General features: G+C 61.0%; 24 protein-coding genes and 1 pseudogene. 18 read left to right on the top strand and 7 right to left on the bottom strand.

Features of this window, described 5'->3' with window-relative positions; translation table 11 throughout:
* Positions 1-73 precede the first annotated feature (73 nt).
* Complete coding sequence (locus FEZ59_RS04240) at positions 74-745, top strand: hypothetical protein (RefSeq protein WP_019746972.1); 672 nt, start codon at positions 74-76, stop codon at positions 743-745.
* A gap of 67 nt (positions 746-812) precedes the next feature.
* Here FEZ59_RS04240 and FEZ59_RS04235 read toward each other — a convergent pair whose 3' ends face one another.
* The gene (locus FEZ59_RS04235; RefSeq protein WP_020968488.1) at positions 813-1,727 is read right to left on the bottom strand and encodes an SDR family oxidoreductase; all 915 of its coding nucleotides are present in this window, start codon (positions 1,725-1,727) and stop codon (positions 813-815) included.
* A 102-nt stretch (positions 1,728-1,829) separates the two neighbouring features.
* On the opposite strand from FEZ59_RS04235, the gene echA20 reads away from it, so the two are divergent.
* The 4 genes from echA20 to FEZ59_RS04215 are packed head-to-tail and all read left to right on the top strand — an operon-like array spanning position 1,830 to position 5,332.
* Entirely contained in the window at positions 1,830-2,606 is a 777-nt protein-coding gene (gene echA20 / locus FEZ59_RS04230) for a (7aS)-7a-methyl-1,5-dioxo-2,3,5,6,7,7a-hexahydro-1H-indene-carboxyl-CoA hydrolase (protein WP_003945611.1), read from the top strand.
* 7 nt (positions 2,607-2,613) lie between these two features.
* Positions 2,614-3,522, top strand: a complete 909-nt coding sequence (ipdA, locus tag FEZ59_RS04225; RefSeq protein WP_141487756.1) for a cholesterol ring-cleaving hydrolase subunit IpdA — start codon at positions 2,614-2,616, stop codon at positions 3,520-3,522.
* Positions 3,519-4,274 carry a CoA-transferase gene (locus tag FEZ59_RS04220; protein ID WP_172932280.1) on the top strand — a complete coding sequence of 252 codons (756 nt, stop codon included), beginning with the start codon at positions 3,519-3,521 and terminating at the stop codon, positions 4,272-4,274. The genes ipdA and FEZ59_RS04220 overlap by 4 nt, the downstream gene beginning before the upstream one ends.
* Positions 4,271-5,332, top strand: a complete 1,062-nt coding sequence (locus FEZ59_RS04215) for a nitronate monooxygenase (protein ID WP_003945751.1) — start codon at positions 4,271-4,273, stop codon at positions 5,330-5,332. The genes FEZ59_RS04220 and FEZ59_RS04215 overlap by 4 nt, the downstream gene beginning before the upstream one ends.
* A 77-nt stretch (positions 5,333-5,409) precedes the next feature.
* Here FEZ59_RS04215 and FEZ59_RS04210 read toward each other — a convergent pair whose 3' ends face one another.
* Positions 5,410-6,090, bottom strand: a complete 681-nt coding sequence (locus tag FEZ59_RS04210) for a helix-turn-helix domain-containing protein (protein WP_223257971.1) — start codon at positions 6,088-6,090, stop codon at positions 5,410-5,412.
* 323 nt (positions 6,091-6,413) lie between these two features.
* Here FEZ59_RS04210 and FEZ59_RS04205 point away from each other — a divergent pair, with 323 nt between their 5' ends.
* Entirely contained in the window at positions 6,414-7,523 is a 1,110-nt protein-coding gene (locus FEZ59_RS04205) for a Rieske 2Fe-2S domain-containing protein (RefSeq protein WP_051295962.1), read from the top strand.
* 222 nt (positions 7,524-7,745) lie between these two features.
* Here FEZ59_RS04205 and FEZ59_RS04200 read toward each other — a convergent pair whose 3' ends face one another.
* On the bottom strand, positions 7,746-8,981 hold the full coding sequence (locus FEZ59_RS04200) for a crosslink repair DNA glycosylase YcaQ family protein (protein WP_172932279.1): 1,236 nt from the start codon (positions 8,979-8,981) through the stop codon (positions 7,746-7,748).
* Between the two features lie 51 nt (positions 8,982-9,032).
* On the bottom strand, positions 9,033-10,307 hold the full coding sequence (locus tag FEZ59_RS30375) for a TetR/AcrR family transcriptional regulator (protein WP_172932278.1): 1,275 nt from the start codon (positions 10,305-10,307) through the stop codon (positions 9,033-9,035).
* 531 nt (positions 10,308-10,838) lie between these two features.
* Here FEZ59_RS30375 and FEZ59_RS04190 point away from each other — a divergent pair.
* The 11 genes and pseudogenes from FEZ59_RS04190 to FEZ59_RS04140 all read left to right on the top strand — a co-directional run.
* Positions 10,839-11,648 (top strand): ABC transporter permease, encoded by an 810-nt coding sequence (locus tag FEZ59_RS04190; protein ID WP_046377962.1) that lies wholly within the window; start codon positions 10,839-10,841, stop codon positions 11,646-11,648.
* Complete coding sequence (locus FEZ59_RS04185) at positions 11,648-12,505, top strand: ABC transporter permease (RefSeq protein WP_003945491.1); 858 nt, start codon at positions 11,648-11,650, stop codon at positions 12,503-12,505. The genes FEZ59_RS04190 and FEZ59_RS04185 overlap by 1 nt, the downstream gene beginning before the upstream one ends.
* A 33-nt stretch (positions 12,506-12,538) precedes the next feature.
* A complete protein-coding gene (locus FEZ59_RS04180) occupies positions 12,539-13,732 on the top strand; it encodes an MCE family protein (protein ID WP_244891407.1) in 1,194 nt (397 codons plus the stop codon).
* The gene (locus FEZ59_RS04175) at positions 13,729-14,760 is read left to right on the top strand and encodes an MCE family protein (protein WP_020968483.1); all 1,032 of its coding nucleotides are present in this window, start codon (positions 13,729-13,731) and stop codon (positions 14,758-14,760) included. The genes FEZ59_RS04180 and FEZ59_RS04175 overlap by 4 nt, the downstream gene beginning before the upstream one ends.
* Positions 14,760-15,815, top strand: coding sequence for an MCE family protein (locus FEZ59_RS04170; protein ID WP_134998507.1), 1,056 nt, complete (start codon positions 14,760-14,762; stop codon positions 15,813-15,815). Before FEZ59_RS04175 ends, FEZ59_RS04170 begins: the two co-directional genes overlap by 1 nt.
* Positions 15,812-16,909, top strand: coding sequence for an MCE family protein (locus FEZ59_RS04165; protein ID WP_134998408.1), 1,098 nt, complete (start codon positions 15,812-15,814; stop codon positions 16,907-16,909). The genes FEZ59_RS04170 and FEZ59_RS04165 overlap by 4 nt, the downstream gene beginning before the upstream one ends.
* Positions 16,906-17,970, top strand: coding sequence for an MCE family protein (locus FEZ59_RS04160; protein WP_134998409.1), 1,065 nt, complete (start codon positions 16,906-16,908; stop codon positions 17,968-17,970). The genes FEZ59_RS04165 and FEZ59_RS04160 overlap by 4 nt, the downstream gene beginning before the upstream one ends.
* A complete protein-coding gene (locus FEZ59_RS04155; protein WP_172932277.1) occupies positions 17,967-19,187 on the top strand; it encodes an MlaD family protein in 1,221 nt (406 codons plus the stop codon). The genes FEZ59_RS04160 and FEZ59_RS04155 overlap by 4 nt, the downstream gene beginning before the upstream one ends.
* The gene (locus FEZ59_RS04150) at positions 19,174-19,731 is read left to right on the top strand and encodes a mce associated protein mas1a (RefSeq protein ID WP_080908947.1); all 558 of its coding nucleotides are present in this window, start codon (positions 19,174-19,176) and stop codon (positions 19,729-19,731) included. The genes FEZ59_RS04155 and FEZ59_RS04150 overlap by 14 nt, the downstream gene beginning before the upstream one ends.
* Positions 19,732-19,755: 24 nt before the next feature.
* On the top strand, positions 19,756-20,661 hold the full coding sequence (locus tag FEZ59_RS04145; RefSeq protein WP_054825135.1) for an oxygenase MpaB family protein: 906 nt from the start codon (positions 19,756-19,758) through the stop codon (positions 20,659-20,661).
* A gap of 484 nt (positions 20,662-21,145) precedes the next feature.
* Positions 21,146-21,472: pseudogene (locus tag FEZ59_RS04140) on the top strand (transglycosylase family protein); the annotation flags it as partial.
* A gap of 204 nt (positions 21,473-21,676) precedes the next feature.
* On the opposite strand, the gene FEZ59_RS29930 reads toward FEZ59_RS04140, so the two are convergent.
* The 3 genes from FEZ59_RS29930 to FEZ59_RS04125 are packed head-to-tail and all read right to left on the bottom strand — an operon-like array spanning position 21,677 to position 23,910.
* Positions 21,677-22,165, bottom strand: coding sequence for an NUDIX hydrolase (locus FEZ59_RS29930; RefSeq protein WP_242459715.1), 489 nt, complete (start codon positions 22,163-22,165; stop codon positions 21,677-21,679).
* A gap of 45 nt (positions 22,166-22,210) precedes the next feature.
* Positions 22,211-23,632: an alpha/beta hydrolase gene (locus tag FEZ59_RS04130; protein ID WP_029254493.1), complete on the bottom strand. Its 1,422-nt coding sequence runs from the start codon at positions 23,630-23,632 to the stop codon at positions 22,211-22,213.
* Positions 23,633-23,637: 5 nt separating this feature from the next.
* A complete protein-coding gene (locus tag FEZ59_RS04125) occupies positions 23,638-23,910 on the bottom strand; it encodes a DUF2277 domain-containing protein (protein WP_003945457.1) in 273 nt (90 codons plus the stop codon).
* A 132-nt stretch (positions 23,911-24,042) separates the two neighbouring features.
* Here FEZ59_RS04125 and FEZ59_RS04120 point away from each other — a divergent pair, with 132 nt between their 5' ends.
* Positions 24,043-24,921, top strand: a complete 879-nt coding sequence (locus FEZ59_RS04120; RefSeq protein WP_020906281.1) for a bile acid:sodium symporter family protein — start codon at positions 24,043-24,045, stop codon at positions 24,919-24,921.
* Positions 24,922-24,985: the final 64 nt, after the last annotated feature.

Raw genomic sequence — 24,985 nt, 5'->3', positions numbered from 1 at the left:
TTGGAGCACTATTGACTCGTACGGTCCGCACGGCGTTTCGACAGAGCCTCGAACACAGCAAGGAGTCGCATATATGACGACGCATATTCAAGATCAAATCCTGGACCGACGCGAGATCACCTCAGCCCTCGTGCGTGCGCTGGAGCGTCGCCACGAGGTGCTGGACGCAGTGGTCGACAGCAAGGACCACCAGGAGGCACTGACCACCGTCGCGGAACTCCTCGGCACGTCGGAAGCAAATGCCGAAGCAGTTCTGAGCCTCAAGTTCAGTGCACTCACCAAGGCTGCGCGCGACCGCATCCAGGGCGAGCTGGAGAATCTCGACGCCACTCTCGAATGGACGACGCTCGATCGTCCCGCGAGCAGCGGGCAGAACTTCACCTTGCGTCCGTTCAGCGACAGCGCAGAAGACAAGTCGCTGTTCACGATTCGTTCGGGCGAGCAGCTCGGCGAAGACGGCAAGCCGTGGAGCGAGGATCGGATCGAAGCTGAGCGCGTCGGTGGCCTCGGCCGGATCGACGACGAGACCGCTGCCTGGTTCGTCGCCGAGGACGTCTCCGGTGACGGCTCGAAGAGCGTCGGCCTGGTATTCGGCGAACTCGACGGCCAAGAGGTCAACGTGGCGATCTGGATCGCGCCGGAATCTCGCAAGAAGGGCTACGGCACAGCCTGCGTGAAGCATTCGCGGCGCGAGCTCGCCGCAGAGTTCCCCGGCACCGTGTTGGTGGTTCGGGCGCCTGCGTAGGCGGCACACCACCTGTGAGTGGTTAGGGAGTCCCTGCACTCCTTAACCACTCACGGGGCCGGAGGCCCTACGCCCCGTACACCGGCGTCGGAATCTCCGCCTTCTCCAACAGCGTTGCCACGACTGGCCCGATCTCCTTCGGGTCCCAACGGTCACCCTTGTCCTCGCTCGGGCCGTGACGCCAGCCCTCCGCGACGGTGATCTTTCCGCCCTCGACCTCGAACACCCGCCCCGTGACGTCCTTGGACTCGGCGCTACCGAGCCAGACGACCAGCGGCGAGATGTTCTCGGGCGCCATGGCATCGAAGCCCTCTTCGGGAGCTGCCATCGACTCGGCCATCGCCCCACCCGCGCCGACGGTCATGCGCGTGCGCGCAGCAGGCGCGATCGCGTTGACACTGACGCCGTAATTCTTGAGCTCGGCTGCGGCCTGGATGGTCATCTCGGCGATACCGGCCTTCGCGGCAGCGTAGTTACCCTGGCCGATCGAACCTTGCAGTCCTGCACCCGAACTGGTGTTGATGATGCGTGCGTCGACGGTCTTGCCCGCCTTGGACTCAGCGCGCCAGTAGGCAGCAGCGTGACGCAGCGGCGCGAAGTGCCCCTTGAGGTGCACGCGAATCACCGCGTCCCACTCGCCTTCGCTCATGCCGACCAGCATGCGGTCCCGCAGGAAGCCCGCGTTGTTCACGAGTACGTCCAGGCCACCGAAGGTGTCGATCGCGGTCTTGATCAGATTCTCGGCGCCCGCCCAGTCGGCGACGTCGTCTCCGTTGACCACTGCTTGGCCACCGGCGGCGATGATCTCCGCGACAACCTGCTCGGCCGGACTCTCACCGGTCTCGGAACCGTCGGCACCCGCACCGATGTCGTTGACGACGACCTTGGCGCCCTCGGCAGCAAACGCCAAGGCATGCGCACGTCCGATCCCGCGACCAGCCCCGGTGATGATGACTACGCGTCCGTCGACCAATCCACTCATATTTGTCTCCTAATGCACTCTGCTCGGGCTTGTCGGCTCCGCTTGTGTGCTAACTTACCAAGCAATCGCTTGGTTTGGTACACAGACGTAAGGAATCCCGATATGGGCATCAGCACCTCCTCCGACGGAACCGGCATCACCACGGTCACCATCGACTACGCGCCGGTCAATGCAATCCCGTCCAAGGGATGGTTCGAGCTTGCCGACGCCATCCTCGACGCGGGCAAGGATCTCAACACTCACGTGGTGATCCTGCGAGCCGAGGGACGCGGATTCAACGCCGGCGTCGACATCAAGGAGATGCAGGCGACCGAGGGATTCGACGCACTGGTCGCCGCCAACCGCGGTTGCGCCGCGGCCTTCGCAGCCGTCTACGACTGCGCTGTACCCGTCGTCGTGGCCGTCAACGGATTCTGTGTCGGCGGTGGCATCGGACTGGTCGGCAACGCGGACGTGATCGTCGCTTCCGACGACGCGATCTTCTCCCTCCCCGAGGTCGACCGCGGCGCACTCGGCGCTGCCACGCACCTCTCACGTCTGGTGCCGCAACACATGATGCGCACGCTCTACTACACCGCACAGAGCGTCGACGCCCACACACTCAAACAGTTCGGCAGCGTCTACGACGTGGTCCCGCGCGAGAAGCTCGACGAGTGCGCTCGCGAGATCGCCGCGAAGATCGCCGCGAAGGACACCCGCATCATCCGGTGCGCCAAGGAAGCCATCAACGGCATCGACCCGGTCGACGTCAAGGGCAGCTACCGCCTCGAGCAGGGCTACACCTTCGAACTCAACCTCCTCGGTGTGTCCGACGAACACCGCGACGAATTCGTCGCCACCGGCAAGCCGCGCGAGAACGCAACCCAGAAGGAAGGCTGAGACAAACATGGCTAGCAAGCGTGACAAGACGAAGTCGCTCGACGAGGTAGTCGGCGAGCTCCGCAGCGGAATGACGATCGGCTTGGGCGGCTGGGGATCTCGCCGCAAGCCGATGGCCTTCGTGCGTGCGATTCTGCGTTCGGACATCAAGGACCTGACCGTGGTCACTTACGGCGGACCGGATCTCGGGCTGCTGTGCTCGGCCGGCAAGGTCAAGAAGGCGTACTACGGTTTCGTGTCCCTGGACTCCGCACCGTTCTACGATCCGTGGTTTGCCAAGGCGCGCACCGCCGGTGAGATCGAAGTCCGCGAGATGGACGAGGGAATGGTCAAGTGCGGCCTCGAAGCCGCTGCCGCTCGCCTCCCTTTCCTCCCGATCCGCGCAGGCCTGGGTTCGGACGTTCGCAACTTCTGGGGCGACGAACTCAAGACCGTCACCTCCCCGTACCCCGAGGCCGACGGCCGCTCCGAGACCTTGATCGCGATGCCTGCACTCAACCTCGATGCGTCGTTCGTTCACCTCAATCTCGGTGACAAGCACGGCAATGCCGCGTACAACGGTGTCGACCCGTACTTCGACGACCTGTACTGCATGGCCGCCGAAAAGCGTTACGTCTCCGTCGAACGCATCGTCGAGACCGAGGAACTGGTCAAATCCGTTCCACTGCAGAATCTTCTGCTCAACCGCATGATGGTCGACGCCGTCGTCGAGGCCCCGAACGGTGCCCACTTCACGTTGGCCGGCGAAAGCTACGGCCGCGACGAGAAGTTCCAGCGTCACTACGCCGAGGCCGCCAAGACCCCCGAGTCGTGGCAGACGTTCATCGACACCTTCCTCTCCGGCAGCGAAGAGGACTACCAAGCCGCAGTAAAGAAGTTTGCCGATTCATCAAAGGCAGGGGAGCAGGCAAAATGAGCGAATCCACCGTCACCCGCGCAGAGTACGTTGTTCTCGCGTGCGCTGAAATCTTCTCCGGTGCAGGCGAAATCATGGCCAGCCCGATGTCGACGTCGTCCACCATCGGTGCTCGCCTGGCTCGGCTCACCACCGAACCCGACCTGCTGATCACCGATGGTGAAGCCCTCATCCTCGAGGACACTCCGGCCGTCGGAACGAAGGGCCCCATCGAAGGATGGATGCCTTTCCGCAAGGTGTTCGACGTCGTCGCTTCGGGCCGTCGCCACGTAGTCATGGGCGCCAATCAGCTCGATCGCCACGGCAACCAGAACCTCTCCGCCTTCGGCCCGCTTCAGCAGCCGACGCGTCAGATGTTCGGTGTGCGCGGCGCCCCGGGCAACACCATCAACCACGCGACGAGCTACTTCGTCCCCAAGCACTCCAAGCGAGTGTTCGTCGACAAGGTCGACGTGGTGTGCGGTGTCGGCTACGACCAGATCGATCCCGAGAACCCGGCATACAAGTTCCTGAACATCCCCCGCGTTGTCACCAACCTCGGTGTCTTCGACTTCGGTGGACCGGGAAACACCTTCCGCGCGTTGAGCCTCCATCCCGGCGTCACCGCCGAAGAGGTAGCCGAGAACACCTCGTTCGAGGTAGCCGGACTCGCTGAGGCCGGTATCACCCGTGACCCCACCGCCGAAGAACTCCACCTCATTCGCGAGACCCTCGATCCGCGCAACCTCCGGGACCGTGAGGTCTCGGCATGACCCCCACTCTGAAGACAGCACTGACCGAACTGGTCGGTGTCGAGTACCCGATCGTGCAGACGGGCATGGGCTGGGTTTCCGGGCCAGCGCTGACGTCGGCGACGGCCAACGCGGGCGGTCTCGGCATCCTGGCTTCGGCCACGATGACCTACGACGAGCTCGAGCACGCGATCAAGAAGACGAAGCAGCTCACGGACAAGCCGTTCGGCGTCAACATGCGTGCCGACGCCACCGACGCGCCGCAGCGCGCGGACCTGCTGATCCGTGAGGGCGTCAAGGTCGCGTCGTTTGCCTTGGCTCCCAAGAAGGAACTGATCACCAAGCTCAAGGACCACGGCATCGTCGTCGTACCGTCGATCGGTGCCGCGAAGCATGCGGTCAAGGTTGCATCTTGGGGCGCGGACGCCGTCATCGTCCAGGGCGGCGAAGGTGGTGGTCACACCGGCGGTGTGGCAACGACATTGCTTCTTCCCTCGGTTCTCGACGCGGTCGATATTCCGGTCATCGCCGGTGGCGGATTCTTCGACGGCCGCGGGCTGGCCGCAGCGTTGGCGTACGGCGCTGCCGGTGTCGCCATGGGGACGCGTTTCTTGCTCACCAGTGACTCTTCGGTGCCGGACTCCGTCAAGCAGGAATACCTCAAGCGAGGACTGACGGATACGACGGTCTCACGCAAGGTCGACGGCATGCCTCATCGTGTGCTCAACACCGACCTGGTCAACAGCCTCGAAGGTTCCAGCTATGCAACCGGTTTGATCGCTGCTGCCAAGAACGCCACCAAGTTCAAGGCAATGACAGGTATGAAGTGGTCGACGCTCGCCAAGGACGGCCTCGCGATGAAGCGCTCGGGTGACCGCACGCTGATGCAAATCATCATGGCGGCGAATACCCCGATGTTGCTCAAGGCCGGTCTGGTCGAGGGCAATACGGAAGCCGGCGTGCTTGCCTCGGGTCAGGTTGTCGGAATGATCAACGATCTGCCCAGCTGCAAGGAACTGATCGAGAACATCATGGAGGACGCGGCCAAGCGTATCGACGCGCTTGCGGCTCTTCGCTGACGCAGATTCATCCGAGTGCGTCTCCCCCACTGCGCTTTACGCGGAGTCGGAGGAGGCGCACTCTGCGCATTGCCGAGCTAACCGGTCTGCTGGTGACGACCACCCGGCACCTCGAAATACTGGGAGATTGCCACCGCGGCCATCTGTACCGGTGCAACGTGTCGATCGTCGATCTTGCCTCGAACGAGTGGGCCGCTGATCGACAGACCGACTTCCGCTTCGCCCAGCGCACCCACCCGCACACCGATGCAGCCGAGACCCGAAGTACACGTACCGAATACGACACCGTACCGATGGTTGGCTATTGCGGAATGTTGCGCGACCGTCGAACGGCGGCCCGCTGCCAAGAGTGCCTTGCCGATTGCCGAGGATCGCGCCGGGATGCGAGAGCCAACGCCTGTCTGGAGGTCAGGTATCGCCTGGCTGCCGATCTTCTGAAGGTATCGCACGTTGCTTCCCTCGAGGACCCCGAGATGTACGGCCTGATTGGTGACGAGGTGCAGGTTGTACAACAACGGCACCACCACCCTCTCGAACTTGTTTCGATACAACGAGATTGCCCCAAGATCGCCGAGTTTGTCGCCGATTTCGTACTCGAGGCCTTCTCTGCGGAGCCAATCCATCCTCACTAGCTTCAGAAGCATCCTGTGCACGGACGATCGCGGAATCCCGGTTCGACGGGCTACCTCGCCCAGCGTCAACCGCGGCGTGTCACGAAAGCAATCCACCACCATCGCCAACCTGTCGAGGGTTGACATAGGGATGGGCTCTTCTGTGATCGGTCCGACCGACATGGCATCTCCGTTTCGGTGATCCGCCCGTCGAGAGGACAGCGCTGGGCGTGCTCTGCTGACTGCAAATCTGGGCCTTCACCGGACGAACCGCCAGGGCATTTCCCACCGTGCGGGAGACAAACCTGCCTGGCCACTCCACCTGCAGCTATACCGATCACCGGTTACCCCCGTTGAACCTGGACCAACTCCTCACCACAGTGGCCAACACAGATCACTGAACAAAGGACGACGTGTTGACCACAGACGTGACGACCACAACGGACCTCGGCGAAGTCGACGAGATCCGCATGATCGACGAGGGCGCTGCGCCCGAACGTTTTGCCCGCGGATGGCACTGCCTCGGACTTGCAACGGATTTCCACGACGGGAACCCACATCCGATCGAGGCCTTCGGCACCAAGCTTGTCGTATTTGCCGACAGCCAGGGCGAATTGAAGGTCCTCGATGCCTACTGCCGTCACATGGGCGGCGACCTCAGTCAGGGCACGGTCAAGGGCGATTCAGTCGCCTGCCCCTTCCACGACTGGCGTTGGGGCGGCAACGGCAAATGCACCGCGATCCCCTATGCACGCCGCGTTCCACCGCTTGCCAAAACTCGCGCCTGGACCACCCTCGAACAAGACGGACTGCTCTTCGTCTGGCATGACCCCGAAGGCAATCCGCCTCCGGCCGAAGTCGCCATACCGGTAATCAAAACTCCGGACCACGAATGGACCGATTGGGTATGGAAGTCAATCGTCATCGACACCAACTGTCGAGAAATCGTCGACAACGTCGTGGACATGGCGCACTTCTTCTACGTGCACTTTTCGTTTCCCACTTACTTCAAGAACGTCTTCGAGGGGCATGTCGCCATCCAGGAGCAGAGCGGTATCAACCGCGACGACATCGTGACCTGGACGGATCCCGACGTGCCGAAGTTGGTCTCGAACTTCTCGGTGGCCGCCTATCACGGACCGTCGTTCATGATCGATGATCTGGTGTACCAGTACGAAACGTTCAAGGTGGATTCGGTTTTGATCAACTGCCACTATCCGGTCAGCCCGAACAAGTTTGTCCTGATGTACGGCATCACCGTCAAGAAGACCGAGGAACTTCCCGCCGGGATAGCGGACCAAACCGTTGACGCGATGATCGGTTACATCGGCGTCGGATTCGAGCAGGACATCGAGATCTGGAAGAACAAGACCCGCATCGACAACCCACTACTCTGCACCGAGGACGGTCCGGTCTACCAACTGAGGCGGTGGTACGAACAGTTCTACGTCGACGTCGCCGACGTCACGCCCGAGATGATCGATCGCTTCGAATTCGAGATGGATACAAGCAAACCCATCGAGGTGTGGAAACAGGAGGTTGCAGACAACCTCGCACGCCGTGCAGGAGCAGCGCAGTGACCATGGAACCAGTGGACTGCGAGAGGTGTGGAACATATGTCCTCGTCGAGAAGAACAGCTGGCAACATACCTCGACTCAATGGCGATCGGATCCGCACAACGTGTGTTCGGAGTATCGCGAAGACAAGGCGTCGCCGAAAATTCGCACCGGAACTTGTTCGGCATTAAGAGATTCCATCAACCGAGCTGCAGTCGACGGGAGACTCACCGTTCCAGATTGACCTAGCGCGCGCCCACCGCATCCACCTCGTCGCCGGCCATCACAGCGGCCAGCTCTGATGCCAATGTTCCATTGTTCTCCACGACTACGGTGTCGCAGCCTTGCCACATTGCGGTTCTACGAAGGAGCTCAGCCAGACGCGGTGCAGTGTCGGCATCGGCGGTGGGCTCGGCCCAAGCAGCGCGCACGAGTAGCCGACGGTTCTGTCGGTCGTTCTTGAGATCGACTCGCGCGCAGATATTGTCGTCGATCAACACGGGGAGCACATAGTAGCCGTGAACCCGCTTGTGTGCGGGAGTATAGATCTCGATCCGGTAGTGAAAGTCGAAGAGCCGCAACGCTCGATCGCGCGCCCACACTACCGGATCGAAGGGCGACAACAGAGCCTCGGTTCGGATCGACCTTGGACGCTTTGCCTGTGGATCAATCCATACCTCGCGAGGCTTGCCACGACGCTCCCATCCCTCGACGGAAACACTGCGTACATTGCCGGCGTCTTCGATCTCACACAAGGCAATTCGTGCCTCAGCGCTCGGCAGCCGAAAGTAGTCGGCGATATCGTCGAGCGTACCGAGTCCGTGGGCCTTCACACCACGCAGCACCAGCTCACGGATCGCGTCCGATCGATCGATCCTCGCATCGAGGATCTCGGGCGCGAGCATGTGTTCGGCAAGGCCGTATCGACGTTCGAATCCTGCGCGACCCGCGGATACCACTTCGCCCCACCGGAACAGAGTCTCCAGCCCGACTTTCACGTCCGACCACCCCCACCACGGGCCGCGGCGTGTATTCGCTTCGTGCTCGACTTCGCTCGCCGCCATCGGACCGTTTTCACGCAGTTCGTTGCGCAACCAGTCGAGGAAGTCGCGCCGATCAGACGCCCATCCGTTCTTGTCGCTCAACGCTTTGTCACGAAACTGGTCCATGCGCCAACGAAAGAGCGGCCACATGTCCACCGGCAGGAACGTCGCTTCGTGTCCCCAGTATTCGAGGTACCCCGACTCCGGGGAGAAGGTCAGCTGATCAAGCCTGGACTTGTCGTACGCGCCCAGTCGCGCATAAACGGGCAGGTAGTGACTGCGTTCGAAAACGTTGACCGAGTCGATCTGCAAGACCTGCAGCCGGTCCATCACGCTGACCAGATTGCGCCGCGTCACCGTTGCCGGGTGTGATTTGCCGAACCCTTGAGCGGCGAGCGCTGTTCGGCGGGCAGCTGCCAGAGACACGACTTCGCTCATAGCCGACCACACTACGCACGCCGTCCGATAAGTTTCAGGGCGGCGAGAAGTTCAGGGCGGCGGAGCCGGGCGGCCGAAGAGAACTGCTGACATGAACGTCTGAAGTGTGGAGGCGTTTTCTGCTGCAACATCGAACTTCATCAAGCGTCCGATGTCGGGGACGAGGTTCAAAGCAGCGTGAACCAGGAACTTCGCCTCTATCGCCGAAAGGTCCGGACGAATTTCGCGAAGTATCCGCGCCCACTCGACCACGTACAGCTTCTGACGATTCTTCAGATCGCTTCGATGTCCCGGCAGAAGGTTGTTCATCTCGGAAAAATAGACCGACATCAATTCATGTTGTGCAAACGACAACTCCACGTACATCGCCGACAGTGCGCGCAGCGCTTCCTCCGGCGACGTCGCAGACTCGAACACTGCTGCCGTCGCAAGGTCCAGACGGTCTGCCGCTCGATAGAACACCGCCCCGAGAAGTTCCGCTTTGCTCGGAAAGTAGCGGTACATCCCGGAAGCGTTCAAACCCGCAGCGGCTGCGATCTCTTCGATACTGACATCGTGGTAACCGCGAGAATCGAAGAGCCGCACGGCTTCCTGCAGCAGACGTTCACGCTTGTTCGTCGTCACCGGTCGCGTCGACACAGTTTGCTCCGACCGCCGCGATGTAATTGCACTCCCACCGTGTTCGATCGACAGACAAGCGTCGAGAAGAACTTGCTCCATCCGACGTTGGGGCAGTATCAGATTGTGAGCGGTGATGCTGCCGATCACGCTGAACATCGCTGAGGTGAGGATGGTTTCGGCACGAGCACTCGCCGGCGGTTCGGAGCGTGAAAGATGCAGTGCAACTCGGCGATTGACAGCAGCTGCCTGAGCTCGGACCGATTTCCGATCGGCAGCGTCGAGAAACCGACTCTCCCACCGGTAGATCCCGGCTGTGCGCCGATTACGCACCGTCGTTCGGATCACAGCGAGCAAATCCTCGCGTAGGCGCTCCCGGTCAGTTGCATCGGCGGCGACGGAGACCGCATCGAGTGCACTCTCGAGCGCGTCGGTCAATTCCAGTGCCGCGTGGCGGAACATCGCATACTTGTTCGGAAAATGCCGATAGAGTGCCGAACCCGAAATACCGACGGACGACGCAATATCCTCGACGCCTACGGCAGGATATCCCCGTTCGCTGAACGCAATTGCAGCCGCAGCGGCGATCTTCGCCTTGCGGTCCTTCGGACGTCGCTTGACCGACTCCGATCCCGCCGCTCGAAGGATTACACGCGAGGTCTGTTCGTCAACTGTCTGCGCATCGACAGACTGCTGTCTCGGGCTCACTCGTGCACCCCTCTCTCAGCCCCACCAGACATCAAACCAATACTTTTGCGAATGAGCATAATCATAATCGGTGCACGCCATCGGAAACTTTCGAGATTTCCACTGTATCAACGTTCCATATACGCTGCTAGCTGCCCTAACTCCAGGTTGCCATCAACTGCATCGCCCCGATCATCGATGCTGAAGCTCGAGAGAATTCTTGTTAACAAAGCCTTGCCCTGTGGTCGAAACCAGGGGTAGGGTCACCGCTCGAAGCGGCCCCTCCCTCCCCGATCGGGACATCGGACGATGGCTTCCGGAATTTCGATAAACTTAAGCCGAGGACGCCACCCGACAGAACTCATATTGGCACGTCAACGCACTCACCGTCGCTGTTACACCAAAAATTCCCTCGAGAATTTTCGTTCACATAATGCTTGCCACGTCACATATATGTGTGAGATGCTTCACAAGCAGTTCGCTCGACCGCCAGCGTCCGAACAGTTCGACTTTCGTGCTGAACCATGTTGATCTGCAAAGGAATTCAATTAGATGACGTACGAGCTACCAGCCCCGAAAGGCCCGGTACGAGACGTAGCGTTGCAGGGGGGCTATCTGATCGGATTCTCGGTGCAGGCACTGTTCGGCCTGTTCACGGCAATCCTCCGCAGGCGACTCTCGTTGCACGAGACGATCACTCAGACGCTCTTCATCGGTCGCGTCAGCACTGGTCCGTCGCTGCTCCTCATGATTCCGATCGGTGTCTTCATCGCGGTGTCGGTCGGCGAACTGGCCGGCCGCATCGGTGCCGGTGGCTACTCGGGCGCCGTCGTGGCATTCATCATCGTCGGACAGGCCGCAGCACTGGTGTGCGCGTTGATGATGGCCGGTGTTGCCGGGTCGGCGATCTGCACCGATCTTGGTTCGCGAAAGATTCGCGAAGAGATCGATGCCATGGAAGTGATGGGCATCGATGTGATCGAACGCCTGGTAGCTCCGAGATTGGTTGCGGCAGTGATCGTCTCCCTCGCACTGTGCTCGATGGTGACCTTCGGCGGAGTGATCGCGTGCTATCTGTACCACATCTACGTGCAGCATCTTCCGGCCGGAACGTTCATGGCAACGTTCAGCCAATACGGTCGATCGTCCGACTTCGTCATGGCTTTGGTGAAAGCCGCGATCTTCGGCCTCGCTTCGACTTTGGTGGCCACTTTCAAAGGTCTCCATGCAAAAGGCGGCCCCCGCGGCGTTGCCGACGCAGTCAACGAGGCCGTCGTAATTGCGTTCGCGCTCGTCTTCATCGTGAACACAGTGTTGTCCGCGTTGTACACCGTAATCGTCCCGGCAGTCGGTGAATTCTGATGTCGCTCGTCGATCTCCGTGTTCGAGCCCGTCAAGCGAGCAGACCCCTGCGAACCGCAGGTGACGGCCTCGTCTCCCTCGGTCAGCACGTCACTTTCTACGTCCGCACCATCGCATCGATCCCTTTTGCGCTCACCAAGTACCGCAAGCACGTACTCGGTCAGATCAGCGAGGTCAGCTTCGGCACGAACTCCTTGCTGTCCGGCGGCGGCACCATCGGGATCGTCTTCGCGATGTCGCTCGCCGCGGCAATGATGTTGGGCGTCGAGACTCACCGGGGCCTCGAACTCGTCGGGATGACCTCGCTCTCGGGCATGCTGTCTGCGGTCGCGAACACCCGTGAGCTTGCCCCTGTTGTCGTCGCTATCGCGTTGGCTGCCAAGGTCGGAACGGGTTTCACTGCCCAGATCGGGGCTATGCGCATCTCGGACGAGATCGACGCCCTCGACTCGATGGCGATCAGATCCATCCCCTTCCTCGCGGGTACGCGGGTGATCGCTGCCATGATCTGCGTCATCCCGATCTACATGATCGGGCTGCTCGCCAGTTACCTGTCGACCCGACTGGTCGTCGTGTTCTTCAACGGTGCATCGGCAGGTACTTACGACTACTTCTTCCATCTGGCGATCTCGCCGCAGGATCTCCTGTACTCAGGCCTCAAGGCCGTGGTGTTCGCCGCTGTTGTCGCGCTGGTTCACTGCGCATACGGCTACTATGCCTCCGGTGGTCCGGCCGGCGTCGGGCAGGCTGCCGGGCGCGCGCTCCGTACTGCGATCCTCGCGATCGGAATCCTCGACGTACTGATGACTTTCGCGCTGTGGGGCCTCGTGCCCCAGATCCCGGGAATGGGGGTCTGAGCCGTGGACAGACTCACTACACACACAAAGATCGTGTACGCCCTTCGCGGCGCGATCGCCGTAGTGGTAGCCGTCGCCGCCGCTGTGACAATGGTTCTACGCGGTTCGGGAAACCTCGAGCAGAGCACCGATATCTTCGTCGCTGTTCCAGCCACAGCCGGTCTCATCAGCGGTGAAGCTCCGGTTCGGTACCACGGCGTCAACGTCGGCCGAATCGGCGAAATCGAATCAGGCACGGCCGAATCCGTTGTGCAGTTGCAGATTCAGACCGATGACGCGTCGAAGATTCCCGCCGACGTGGTGGCCCGCGTCGTTCCGCGCACGTTCTTCGGCGACATCTACATGCAGCTCGTGGACAGTCCGAATGAGCAGGGCCAGACGACTCTGTCGGACGGAGACGAGATCCACATGGACGACGGTCCCGAAGCCGTTGCGCTCTACGACGTGTACACCAAATTGGTGGGAGTCCTCACGGCGATGCAGCCCGAGAAGTTGCAGACAGCCCTGACTGCGCTGGGCCAGGCACTCGACGGAAACGGAGCCGAGATCGGTACCACGATAGACAATCTCAGTGCCGCGTCCGGCGTACTGACACCCGCCGCACACCAATTCCTCGAATCGACACCCGAATTCAAGTCGGTCGTCGACGCGTTGGACCGCGCGACCCCCGACATTCTCGATACCTTGGCAGCCGCCACAACCGTCTCGAACAACATGGTCGCCAACAGAGCGAATCTCGAGTCCTCGATCGGCGCGGCCGCAGTCTTCGCCGCTACCGTCGACGATTTTGTCGTGGAGAACAACCGAAACATCATCACTGTGATCGATTCCGCCGGAAAGATACTCGCAACCACCGCGGCCAATCCCGGAGGACTGCGTTCCACCCTCGCCAATGCCAGTACGTTCGGCGCCGCGGGCGCGCGGGTCTTCGCCACCGGTAAGTTCGACATCACAGCAGTTGCCACGTTCGCCGAACCGCTCCCATACACGGGCGATGATTGCCCGCAGTACGGGGACTCGCGCGGCGCGCAGTGTTCAGGCTCCAACCTGACGCCTGCACAACCCGTCAGTGCCCCGGTCGTGGGCGGCGAAGCCGAAGCGGCCACGCTGCGCTACCTCGAAGATCAGCTACTGGGCGGATCGCCGGAACGCTCGGACACCCCAAATACGGCAACAACACTGATGTTGGGGCCGATGGTCAGAGGCAATGAGGTGACCGTCCCGTGAAGGTCCGTCCTGGCCAGGTAATTCGGTTGTCACTCTTCTGTCTCACCGGCGTCGCTTGTGCGTCGTTCGTGGCGAACACGTTGTCGGTCCCGGTTCGCGGAAGCACCGATTCGTATTCGTTCGAGTTCACCGATGTCGAAGGCCTCAACCCGGGTAACCCGGTCACGATGTCCGGTGTGCGTATCGGCCGCGTGGACTCGGTTGCGTTTGCCGACAACGGCGGCGGCACGAGCAAGGCGATCGTCGACGTCGAAATCGAGTCGCAATATTCCCTCGAGTCGGATGTCCGTGCCGCCGTGCGCTACGGCGACATGCTCGGTGCTCGATATCTGGCACTGACGCAGGACGACAGCGCGACAACGGTATCCGCACGACAGCTCGAACCAGGTGACACGATACCGCTGGCGCAGACAACACCGCCGATCAACTTGACGGCACTGATGAACGGGTTCAAACCGTTGTTCGCCGCGCTGCAGCCCGAGCAGGTGAACACGCTCACGCGAAGTTTTGTCGAAACCTTCAACGGCCAGGGCCAGGCGATGACCACCCTCCTCGACCAGATCGCGACCATGAGCTCCGGCCTTGTCGACCGTCAGGACGTCTTCGCACAACTACTCACGAACATGAACACTCTTCTCACCTCCGTCGACGAACGCCAACCCGAATTGGTCGGTCTGCTGGACGGTTTGAACGATCTGAGTACTTCCGTCGTCGGGCAGAACGATCAACTGGTCTCGCTCTTGGATCAGGGAAACCGAACTGTCTCGTCGTTGGCTCAGATCATGGCCGGGTCGAACGGCGCATTCGGTCAGACCGTGCAACAACTCGAAAGTGTCACCGGGAGTTGGATTGCGAGCACCGACGAGTTCAACAGACTTCTCGCCAACCTTCCCCAGTTCGCCGACGCCGCCAACCGGATCGGAAGTTACGGAAGTTTCATCAGCCTGTATCTGTGCAATTTCACTCTGAAGGCAGGCGACATGGAAGCCAACATCTTCGGTCCGACACATTCGCCGGTGTGCTCATGATGTTCCTGGTCAAGCTGATCGACGTGTTCGTCGGCATCATGCTCTTCCTGTTCAAAGGGGATCGCCGTCGCAGCGGTAGCGGCACCGCTCTCGCCCTGGGTAGTCTCGGAATCTTCGTTCTGGTGGTGGGACTCGGCGCCGCCTTGGGCATTCCGAAGCTCTGGTACAACGTACGCACGTCGGCATACACAGCGGAGTTGGCCAATGCCAGCGGGCTTTCCGACACCGATCCGGTTTACGTGGCCGGGGTTCCCGCGGGCCGAGTGGATTCGATCGACCTTGCCGGCGACCACGTCGTCGTCAACTTCCGCTTGGACAAGGACCAGCCTTTGGGAAACCAGAGCACGGCGACTGTCAGGCTCAAGACGGTCCTTGGCAAGCGCTACCTGGAGATCGTGCCGGCCGGAGTCGTCGACGACTCCGATGCGCGGGTCATCCCGCTCTCCCGCACAACCGTGCCGTACAGCCTCGACGACGTCAGCAGTGATGCCACCACTGCGGCCACCGGCGTCGACCTACAGGCGATGGAGTCCATGATGAACACCCTTTCGCAGGTGATTCCAACTGATTCCGATCAGGTGGGCCGGGCTCTGGCCGGAATCAGCGGCGCCTCGGCGGCTTTCGCGCAGAACAGTGCACAGATCGACCAGATTCTCATCATGTCCCGCGAGCTGTCGGACATGGCTGCGGCACAAACCGATTCGATAGTCGGTACTGCGGCCAATGCTCAGACGATCGTTCGTACTCTTGCGATGCGCAAGGACGCACTGACTCAGCTGGTCGACAACCTGACAATCATCATCTCGAAGCTCTCCACCACTTTCGTCGATCGTCAGGACGAGTTCGGAGCCATGACCGACAACCTCGTCGAGGTCACCACCACGCTGAAGAACAACGCAGATCAGATCGACCTGCTGTTGACTCGTCTTCCTTCCGCGCTGCGTTCGGTCACCGATTCCACCGGCACCGGCAATTGGACCGACGTCAACGCGCCGGCCGCCGTGATCCCGGACAATCTGCTCTGCGCGCTCGGCATCATGGAGGGCTGCAAGTGAATACACGAAAAGCCGTCACGGCCATGCTGGTCGTGACCCTGGCGATTGCACTCCCCGGTTGGTACATCTTCGGACGAACGGATCAGTCCAAGACCGTCTACGCCGATTTCAGCTACGTCGGCGGAATCTACGAGGGAAGCAAGGTCACCGTCCTCGGAGTCGGCGTCGGGACGGTCACGTCGGTGGAACCTCGCGGAACTTCTGTTCGAGTAGCGATGTCGATGCCCAACTCCGTGGACCTGCCCGCCGACGCCTCGGCCTATGTCCTCAATCCATCGGTGATCAGCGATCGCCACATCGAACTCGGCCCGGCTTACACCGGCGGAGAGACGCTGAAAGACGGCGACCAGATTCCGATCGAACGTGCCCACTCCCCCATAGATTTCGACGGCTTGATGGGAAGCGTCAGCACTTTGGCCGACGCATTTGCCGGGGATGGGGGCAATCTCGGCGATCTCGTGAGCCGCGGCGCTGCCGGATGGCAGGGTCAGGGCGATCAATTCAACACCGCAATTCGCAACCTCAGCACGGCAACCGGAGTTGTCGGCGCTCGGTCGGAAGACATCGGTGCCCTCGTCGACAATCTCAATACCTTGATGAATGCTCTGGACGCGAGGCAGGTCAGCCTCGACGAACTTGTCGGTGACCTCGGCACATTGGGCGATCAGTGGGCGAACCAGAACATGGACATCTCACAGCCTCTGCAGGATCTGCAGGTGGTCTTCGACCAGTTGAACAGTTTCATGACAACTCACGGCGATGATGTCGGTGCCATAACCGACAACGTGCGAGTTCTCGGTGACACTCTGGCTGCCAAACAACCCGGCCTCGCAGAGTTCATGGACCTTGTGCCGTTGATGATGCAGAACCTCTCCCAGACAATCGGTCCTGATCAGCGCGGGCGCATTCGGCTCAACGTCTCGACTGCATTGACTCAGTTCGCGGTTGCGAAACCGCTGTGCGACACCTACAAGTTGCCGATCTGTACCGGAGCCGGGTTCACGAATCCGATTTCCTTCCCCCTCAGCACTTCTGATCCGCTCGGAATCGCCTCCGCGATTTCCGGCGGAGCCGTCCCCGGAGGTGGCAATTGACGCGGCAATCGGTTCGAATAGTCGCCGGTATCGTGATCATCGGTGTGGGTTCTGTGGCCGTGTTCGCCTTCGGCGGCTGTAGCGCAGGCATTCAAGACCTACCCCTGGGTCGTTCGGCCGACGGTGATGCGTACAACGTGGCGCTGCAGCTGGCCGGCGCCGACGGCCTGGTGTTGGGGGCAGACGTCCGCAGCGGCCAGAAAGTCATCGGCCGAGTATCCGCGCTGTCCGCCGACGTCGTCGGAGCCGATGTGACGCTGAGTCTGGACGCCGCGACGCCGTTGCCGGACAACGTCGAAGCATCCGTCGAACTCCCGTCCGCACTGGGCAACCCGTTCATCAGACTATTGGTGCCGGAGGTTCCGTCCGGCTCGATGCTCAGCGACGGCGACACAATTCCGGAGTCTCGCACCGAGATCGGTCCGCAGGTCGAAAGTGCGCTTGCCACGCTCGGTACGGTTCTGACCGGAAGCGGCATCGATCAACTCGACACCGTGGTGCGCGAGCTGAACACCGCGTTTTCCGGGCGCTCCGGTGAAGTTCGTTCTCTGACCGACACCCTGACCTCGCTCATGGCAGAGGCAAGCAGTCACCGCAGCGAGTTCGACGAGGCCGTCGACCTCGCTGCCCGGGTCTCCTCCCAACTGGCCGGCCAACGCGACGTCGTCGACAACTACCTCGATTCCGTTCCACAGGTGGTGTCGATTCTCGTGGGACAGAAGGATCAGATTGCAAGCCTGTTGAACTCGACCGTTCAGCTCGCCACCAACGCAAACACCATCCTCGACTCGTCACCCGACGGCCTCGACGCGATGCTGCACGAGGCGTCGACCGTTGTCGGGACTCTGGATTCGTTCAACTCGGAGATCGGTCAGACACTGGCGAATATGAACGGATTGCTCGAGAACTTCACCAGTGCAGTCCAAGGTGACTACCTCGTTTTCGACGGCGCCCTGGATATTCCGGGAACGATCGACAAGCTCTGGAGCGGCGGGATGGCCGGTCAATCGATCGCACCGGCGGGAACTCTCACCGATCTACTTCAGGGAGGTCTGCGTTGAGTCGCCTTGCGCTTGTTCAACTTGTCCTGTTCGCTCTGATCGCTGCTGTGGTAATCCCTTTCGGAATCGTCTACGTGGTCGGCCCTCAGGGTTTCGGTGGCCAAATCCGGCTGCACGCCAACATGTCCGACGCCTTCGGGCTGACCAAGGGCACGGTCGTCACGTATCGCGGCGTACAGGTGGGGAAAGTGAGTGAAGTCGAACTCGACGCAGGCACCCGCTCGGCTCGGGTGGAACTCTCACTCAACGACAACACCGAGATACCTACCGACAGCGTCGCCAAGGTGACGATGGGGACCGCAGCCGGAATTCAGAATGTCGACATCTATCCCAACACAGACCACGGCCCGTATCTTCGGGACGGCGACGAAATCGCCATGCCCGCGGATCAGCAACCGGTCCAGATGAGCCAGTTGATGCTTCAGGCGTCCGGTGTCCTGGAAGGGATTGATCCGCAAGCGATCAGCGACATCGGGACCGAACTGGGAAATTCGTTCAACGGGCTCGGCCCGAGCTTGGCGACGATGATCGACAACGGTAGGACCATGTCCGCGCAGTTGAACGACCAGTCGGCCGAACTCGCCGCGCTGCTGTCGCGAACCTCCACGTTGGTGGACTCCATGGCGACACAATCGGATTCGTTCGTCCGAGGAATGGCAGCTGCCAAGAACTTCACCGAACAACTCGAATCCAACGCTCCGGTACTGATCTACCTCACCGATCATTCGCCCGCCGCCCTGAACAGCGCTCAACAGTTGTTCGACAAGTACCACAACACTTTCGGAGCGGTCCTGGCCAATCTCGTCACTGTCGCACCGATCATCTCCGACCGCACAGACGCCCTCGAAACCGGACTTGTCACGATTCCTGAAGGTCTCGCCAAACTGGCATCCATCGTCAAAGGCGATCGCGCCGACTTTGCCTTGGTTGCCACACAGGGGCCGGTCTGTACCTACGACACCCCTCGGCGTGAGGTCGGCGATCTGTCTCCCACCAGTCCAAGTCTGGCGATGTACTGTCCCCCCGCCGACGACCTCGTCCAACGCGGAGCACAGAATGCTCCCCGCCCGAACGACCTCGGATTGCAGAACTCGACGGTCCCCGGTACGCCGATCGGACCGCCCGTCGTCGCAGATCCGATTCTCGTCCCGACCGGAGTCGACGCCCTGAACTACTGGAGATTGATGTTGGAAGGACTGGGAAATGGCACACGGTGACAACGCACTACTCGACGAGGCTGAAGCCGAGGTGGCCGAACATCCGACTTCTCCGTCGCTACTTCGCCGCCTCAAGGAGCCACGCAACGCACTGATCTCACTCATAGCGGTAGCGCTGGTCGCAGCATTGGTGGTGCTCGGATTCCAGATGTACTCGGCGAATCAGGAAGACACGCTGCGGCAGGAGGCTTTGGACACCGCGCGGGATTACTCGACCGTCATGTCCTCCTTCGACTATCAGAACCTCGATGCCAACAAAGACAGCATCGCCTCGATGTCGACCGACGAGTTTGCCGGCACCTACCGAACGATGGTCGATTCACTGCGCGAAGTCGTCGCCGGGGGGCAAGGCCAGGCGAGCGCAACGGCGACAGACGTCGGCATCGAATCGCTGGACAATTCGTCGGCCAAGGTGCTCGTGTTCGTCGACCAACAAGCGAAGAATGTCGCAGCGCCAGAGGGAAACACACAGAAGTACCGCATGGTCGTGTCCCTGGTCCGCTCGGACGACCGGTGGCTCGTGAGCAACGTCGAGACCAAGTAACTCACCACGCGCGGAGGAAGATCCATGCCCACTCACTACCTGGATTCGGAAAAGTCCGAGTCGTCTCTTCGGACCGATCAGACACGCATCACCATCACGGCGGAGCGTAGGCGGTGGGCACGTAAACCCGCACACATCACCGACGCACTCGATTTCTGGTCGTTCGCCGGAGCCGCTGCCAACGTCATCCTGCAACTCGGTTGGCCCGAGGTGGCGTACGGCGTCATGGAGAGCAAGGTCGAATCTGGTGCTCTGACAGCGCATCCGTGGAAGCGCGCACGAACCACAACGCAGTACCTGACGGTCGCGATCCTGGGCAACGCGGAAGAGCGAAAGGCCTACCGCGAGGCCGTGAATTCGGTACACCGACATGTGAAGTCGGATGCGAACAGCCCGGTCAAGTACAACGCCTTCAATCGCGAACTCCAATTATGGGTTGCTGCTTGCCTGTTCATCGGTTTCGAAGACAGTCATCAGTTGCTGCACGGCAAGATGTCGGAAGAACAGGCGGAGTCGTTCTATCAGTCCGCATCGACTTTGGGAACGACACTGCAGGTCACCGAAGAGATGTGGCCGGCCACACGCGCAGACTTCGAGCGCTACTGGAACCTCGGTTGCGAACGCGTCGTGATCGACGAACGCACCAAGCAGTATCTGATCGACCTGGTCAATCTACAGATGATCGCTTGGCCGATACGCCTGGTATTCCGAAACTTGTTGCGGTTCCTGACGGTCGGATTCCTTCCACCGATCTACCGCGACCAACTCGACCTCGAGTGGACCGAAGACGACCGCCGCCGGTTCGAACACCTCTTCATTTTCGTGTCGTTCGTCAACAGGTTCATTCCACGCTCCGTTCGTCAGGCCGGCAACACCATTCAGATGCGCGACATCCGTCGTCGGATCAAGGCGAGCAAGAATCTCGTCTGAGCCAGCAGCGCGTAATTCGTTTTCAATTCTGCTGCCCCACAGGTAAATCGGGACGGTCGGTCGACAATAGATCGCGGTTCGACACAGCCTCCTGTGTGACCAGAACTGGGGCCGGAAAATCGACAAAACCGGCCGATCGAGCGCCACATTCGCCACATACCGACGCCATCAAGACGCATTTCCAGTGACTTGCATCACACTTTATCTCGATTATGTAACGCCGAGAGAGGTGGCATATCGCCACGCCACCTGGGAAAACACTCTTTGATGCATTTCTGTTGCACAAACATGCGTCGACACGCCGACCCGTGACCAATCCGTAATCATCTCTTATGGTTGGTGACAGCCCGATCAACCGGGCATTACCGAATCGCCACCGCCCGTCCCACCCCGCGGTTCGGACTCGACAACATTCCTAGTGGTGGGAGCGGAGCTGAGACGGTCACCGTCCTCCGTCGGCGGGACTCGAGAGGATTTACCAAAAATGACCAAGACCACCGTTACCCGTGCCCTTGCCTCTGTCGCCGCAGCCGGAGCCCTCGCAGCCGGAGCCCTCGGACTGAGCGCCGGCACCGCATCCGCAGCCACCCACGACTGGTCGGGTGTCGCAGAATGCGAATCTTCGGGCAACTGGGCCGCGAACACCGGAAACGGCTACTACGGCGGGCTCCAGTTCAGCCAGAGCACGTGGGAAGCCTACGGCGGAGCCGGCAGTGCCGCCAACGCCAGCCAGGCAGAACAGGTCCGCGTCGCGGAAAACGTCCTTGCCGGTCAGGGTGCCGGCGCGTGGCCGGTTTGCGGACAGTACCTCCGCTGAGCCCATCCCAAGTAGTGCGTCGCTGCCCGGTGTTCGTCGAGAATTCGACGGACCCCGGGCAGCGTCGTACTAGCGACCTTCATGCCCCGCCCGATCCAGCCCGTCCGCCGCTGCTGTTGAAAGACATTACGGCGGTACGTGATCCGTCGGGATGACGCGGTGCGAGCGAGGTGTACTGACTCGCCTTCCGATCACGCATCAGCCCTCGGAGAGCCATCCACAGTTTTTGGGCCGTCCTTGCCAACCGGTTGTGAGAACTGACCGGCGCAGCCGTAGACGCGTACGGGATGGGCTCCTTGCGCACGTAGTGCTCCATACCCCCAGCTTAGCCGTGTTTCGATGCCGAAATGCTCGAATACGGCGATGCCTCGCGGCCCTCATGGTGCCCGAACAAACTGTTCCAGCGAACTCGGTGATCCATCCTTGACCAGGCGTGCAAACCGGTCGGGTAAATCGCGTGGCCCGAACACTTCTCGACCATTGTGCGGCCGCTACCGGCACGAGGAAGTAGTCGTTGATCGCACCGTCCCAACCCGGCAATATCGTCGGATCATGGATCTCCTCATGCCACACATGGGTGGCGTCGCCGCAGTCACGCAAGCCGATCTCCTCGTCCAATTCGCGCGCGAGCGCCTCGGGCGGGGTTTCGTCTCCTTCCAAGCCTCCGCCCGGAGGACACCAGACCATCAGCCCGCCCCCGGGTGCGATGAATCGGTAGAGCAAGTCAGCAGGTCAGGCCACAACGGCCAACTCCGGCAGTCCGGCAACCACAACCGCGAGGTTGTAACCCGACATCCGCAGTTCTCCGTTGTCCCCGGTTCTCGCGTACTCCGCATGACCGAAAGCCCGCTCGTGTTTGACACCGTCCGGGGTGATCCCCTCGGCCGTGGACAATCGGTGGAACTCGGTGCGTGTCGGATCGCCACCGAAACGGCCGAACCCCGCGATACTGTCGCCTTCCGCTTTCATGACGTAGACGTGGCGGTCGGCGATACCGAGGTCCGACTCCACCTTGGCCCGCACGCCGGGTGAACCGTAGAACACCACGTCGTCGACCGCTGCGCTTGCCCCGCGTTGCAGCGCAAGAGAAGTCGCAAGCGATCCGTAGGAGTGACCCAACGCGGTGATATGGACTCGGTCGTTGACCGACGCAGCACGAAGACCGTGAAAGAAGCTACCCAATGCGTCGGCGGCTATGCCTGCCTTGGACGATCGACTTACGTCGAAGCTGGCCCGACCGATGTCGAACTTTCCCGGCCCGATCACCTGTGGCGCGTCGTATCCGATCCAGGCGATGGTGGCCACGCTCTCCTTTCGGCCGGCCAGTTCGAGTTGGCGCATCGCCTCGGCTCGTAATCGTGTTGCCTCGCCGACCATTCCGCGCATCGAGTCCTTGACGTTGGTGTTCAGTCCGGGAATCGTCACGGAGATGTGATCCGCTGTGTCCGGATCACCGATCGCGATTGCCGCGAAGCCGCGTTCACCCGAGCGCATGTCCATGAGCAGTAACCGTCGACAAGGTTCGGCGCGAAACAACTCGTCGAGCGCGTCCAGATCCTCGAGTTTGCGTTCGGCGTACCACTGGCCCGCCCCTGTGTTACTCAGCCTGCCGCCGAAGAACTCACGGTGGAGTTCTTGCGAGATTCGGACTGAATCATCTTGCAGCCGTGCTCGTTCCGATTGAATTCGATCGAGATTGGCCGGACTACGAACCGCAGAAGGAATTCCGTCGAGGTTGGCGATCAGGCCGGGTGCATGACGCAACATCTGACGCTGCCGATCAGGGCTGAACGCTCGCCACTCCTCCCCCACACGCACAGCTTTGTCACGGAGGTCGGTGCCGACCTGAGACCGCAGAGACAACGCATGATGAAGATCCGCGCTGACCAGCAGTGCCTCACCGATCAGTTCTCGCACCGCGACCTCGAGCAACTGGGCATGCACGTGGAGCGGGTGGCCGTCGGCGATGGGCGCAACGGCAGAGACCGTTCCGTCCTGACGAATATGCAAGTCGTCGGCGACGGCCTCTTTGCGCAGCGTATCCAGCCGTCGCCGGATGTCGCGGACACGATGAGCGACCAGAACGCCCTCCAGCCCAGCTGACAGCTGATCCAACGGTTCGACGTCCCATACGTCGATATCTGTGAGATCCACTCGGGTCAGGACGAACGAGCAGCGATCCGCGCCTGTACTTCCGGACGACGCAACGGCGGGACGGTCTGAGGTGGCTGTCTGCGAGGCGGCAATGCGCTGAGCAGGCGCGTCGTCGTTTCGGTCACCTCACGCACCGCCTGTTCGAAGGCGTCTCGGTTCGCGTCGGACACCTTGGCTATTCCACTCACCTTACGTACGTATTGGCGAGAGGCGGCCTCGATCTCCTCGGGCGTAGCAGCGGGCTCGAGTCCACGAAGTTCAGTGATGTTTCGGCACATAATTCGACGATAACCCTGCTCACCGACGCCGTCACGGTTCGATACACCAATGTATCCAAACTGCCACGCAGATCCGGGCATCACGGTAGTTTCAGTGAAATTCCCCCAGTGACTGGAAGTAGCCACTAACTCATGGACTCTGCACTCACCTCCGTCGGCCTACCCGCCGCACTCGCCATCATCATGTTCGGCCTCGGGCTTTCCCTGACGGTCGGAGATTTCGCCCGCGTGGCAAAAGCGCCGAAGGCCGTTTCGATCGCCCTGATCTGTCAGTTGTTGTTGCTCCCGGCCGCGGCCTTCGGATTGGTCACGTTGTTCGACCTCGACCCACTGCTCGCGGTCGGCATGATGCTCCTCGCCGCATCACCGGGCGGCACGACGGCAAACCTGTTCAGCCATCTGTTCCGCGGCGATGTTGCTCTCAATGTGACACTGACTGCGGTCAATTCGGTGATAGCGGTGGTCACTCTTCCCCTGATCACCAACTTCGCGTTGGGTTACTTCGAACCCGAGGACGCGGACGGCACTCTCGGGCTTCAGTTCACGAAGGTGCTTCAGGTCTTTGCCGTCGTATTGATTCCTGTCGCCCTCGGAATGTGGGTTCGGTTGCGCTCGAGCGCCTTTGCCGAGCGGATGGACAAGCCCGTCCGCATCGGATCCGCGGTGGTTCTGGCACTGGTGATCGTCGGAACGGTTGTTTCCGAGCGCGAGAACATCGCGGACTATCTCGTCGACATCGGCGTCGTCGCTGCCTTGTTCTGCCTGCTGAGTCTGTCGATCGGTTACATCGTTCCCCGGATATTCGGCATCGAGGATCGTCAGGCAATCGCCAGTTCCATGGAAATCGGCATCCACAACAGCACGTTGGCGATCACCATCGCCGTCAGTCTCCTCGGCAACGTGCAATTGGCAGTGCCGGCTGCGGTGTACGGCGTTCTCATGTTCCCGCTCGCCGCCGCCTTCGGCGCAACGATCACCCGCAAGTCACGAACAATGGCCGAAATCGACTAGTATCAGGCGGTTTTCGATATAGGTGATCTGGTATCGCCGACCCTACGATCGATACGGACTCAGA

Source organism: Rhodococcus sp. MS13, from assembly GCF_013277835.1.
Classification (GTDB): Bacteria; Actinomycetota; Actinomycetes; order Mycobacteriales; family Mycobacteriaceae; genus Rhodococcus_F; species Rhodococcus_F erythropolis.
This window is presented reverse-complemented; position numbering and strand designations above follow the sequence as displayed.

What these genes read in the sequence shown, in the direction of transcription:
- FEZ59_RS04170 (WP_134998507.1), top strand. Translation starts at nt 14,760, where the DNA reads ATGTTCCTGGTCAAGCTGATCGACGTGTTCGTCGGCATCATGCTCTTC.
- FEZ59_RS04185 (WP_003945491.1), top strand. Translation starts at nt 11,648, where the DNA reads ATGTCGCTCGTCGATCTCCGTGTTCGAGCCCGTCAAGCGAGCAGACCC.
- FEZ59_RS04205 (WP_051295962.1), top strand. Translation starts at nt 6,414, where the DNA reads ATGATCGACGAGGGCGCTGCGCCCGAACGTTTTGCCCGCGGATGGCAC.
- FEZ59_RS04235 (WP_020968488.1), bottom strand. Translation starts at nt 1,727, where the DNA reads ATGAGTGGATTGGTCGACGGACGCGTAGTCATCATCACCGGGGCTGGT.
- FEZ59_RS04150 (WP_080908947.1), top strand. Translation starts at nt 19,174, where the DNA reads ATGGCACACGGTGACAACGCACTACTCGACGAGGCTGAAGCCGAGGTG.
- FEZ59_RS29930 (WP_242459715.1), bottom strand. Translation starts at nt 22,165, where the DNA reads ATGGTCTGGTGTCCTCCGGGCGGAGGCTTGGAAGGAGACGAAACCCCG.
- FEZ59_RS04200 (WP_172932279.1), bottom strand. Translation starts at nt 8,981, where the DNA reads ATGAGCGAAGTCGTGTCTCTGGCAGCTGCCCGCCGAACAGCGCTCGCC.
- FEZ59_RS04240 (WP_019746972.1), top strand. Translation starts at nt 74, where the DNA reads ATGACGACGCATATTCAAGATCAAATCCTGGACCGACGCGAGATCACC.
- FEZ59_RS04210 (WP_223257971.1), bottom strand. Translation starts at nt 6,090, where the DNA reads ATGTCAACCCTCGACAGGTTGGCGATGGTGGTGGATTGCTTTCGTGAC.
- ipdA (WP_141487756.1), top strand. Translation starts at nt 2,614, where the DNA reads ATGGCTAGCAAGCGTGACAAGACGAAGTCGCTCGACGAGGTAGTCGGC.
- FEZ59_RS04125 (WP_003945457.1), bottom strand. Translation starts at nt 23,910, where the DNA reads ATGTGCCGAAACATCACTGAACTTCGTGGACTCGAGCCCGCTGCTACG.
- FEZ59_RS04120 (WP_020906281.1), top strand. Translation starts at nt 24,043, where the DNA reads ATGGACTCTGCACTCACCTCCGTCGGCCTACCCGCCGCACTCGCCATC.
- echA20 (WP_003945611.1), top strand. Translation starts at nt 1,830, where the DNA reads ATGGGCATCAGCACCTCCTCCGACGGAACCGGCATCACCACGGTCACC.
- FEZ59_RS04215 (WP_003945751.1), top strand. Translation starts at nt 4,271, where the DNA reads ATGACCCCCACTCTGAAGACAGCACTGACCGAACTGGTCGGTGTCGAG.
- FEZ59_RS04190 (WP_046377962.1), top strand. Translation starts at nt 10,839, where the DNA reads ATGACGTACGAGCTACCAGCCCCGAAAGGCCCGGTACGAGACGTAGCG.
- FEZ59_RS04220 (WP_172932280.1), top strand. Translation starts at nt 3,519, where the DNA reads ATGAGCGAATCCACCGTCACCCGCGCAGAGTACGTTGTTCTCGCGTGC.
- FEZ59_RS04145 (WP_054825135.1), top strand. Translation starts at nt 19,756, where the DNA reads ATGCCCACTCACTACCTGGATTCGGAAAAGTCCGAGTCGTCTCTTCGG.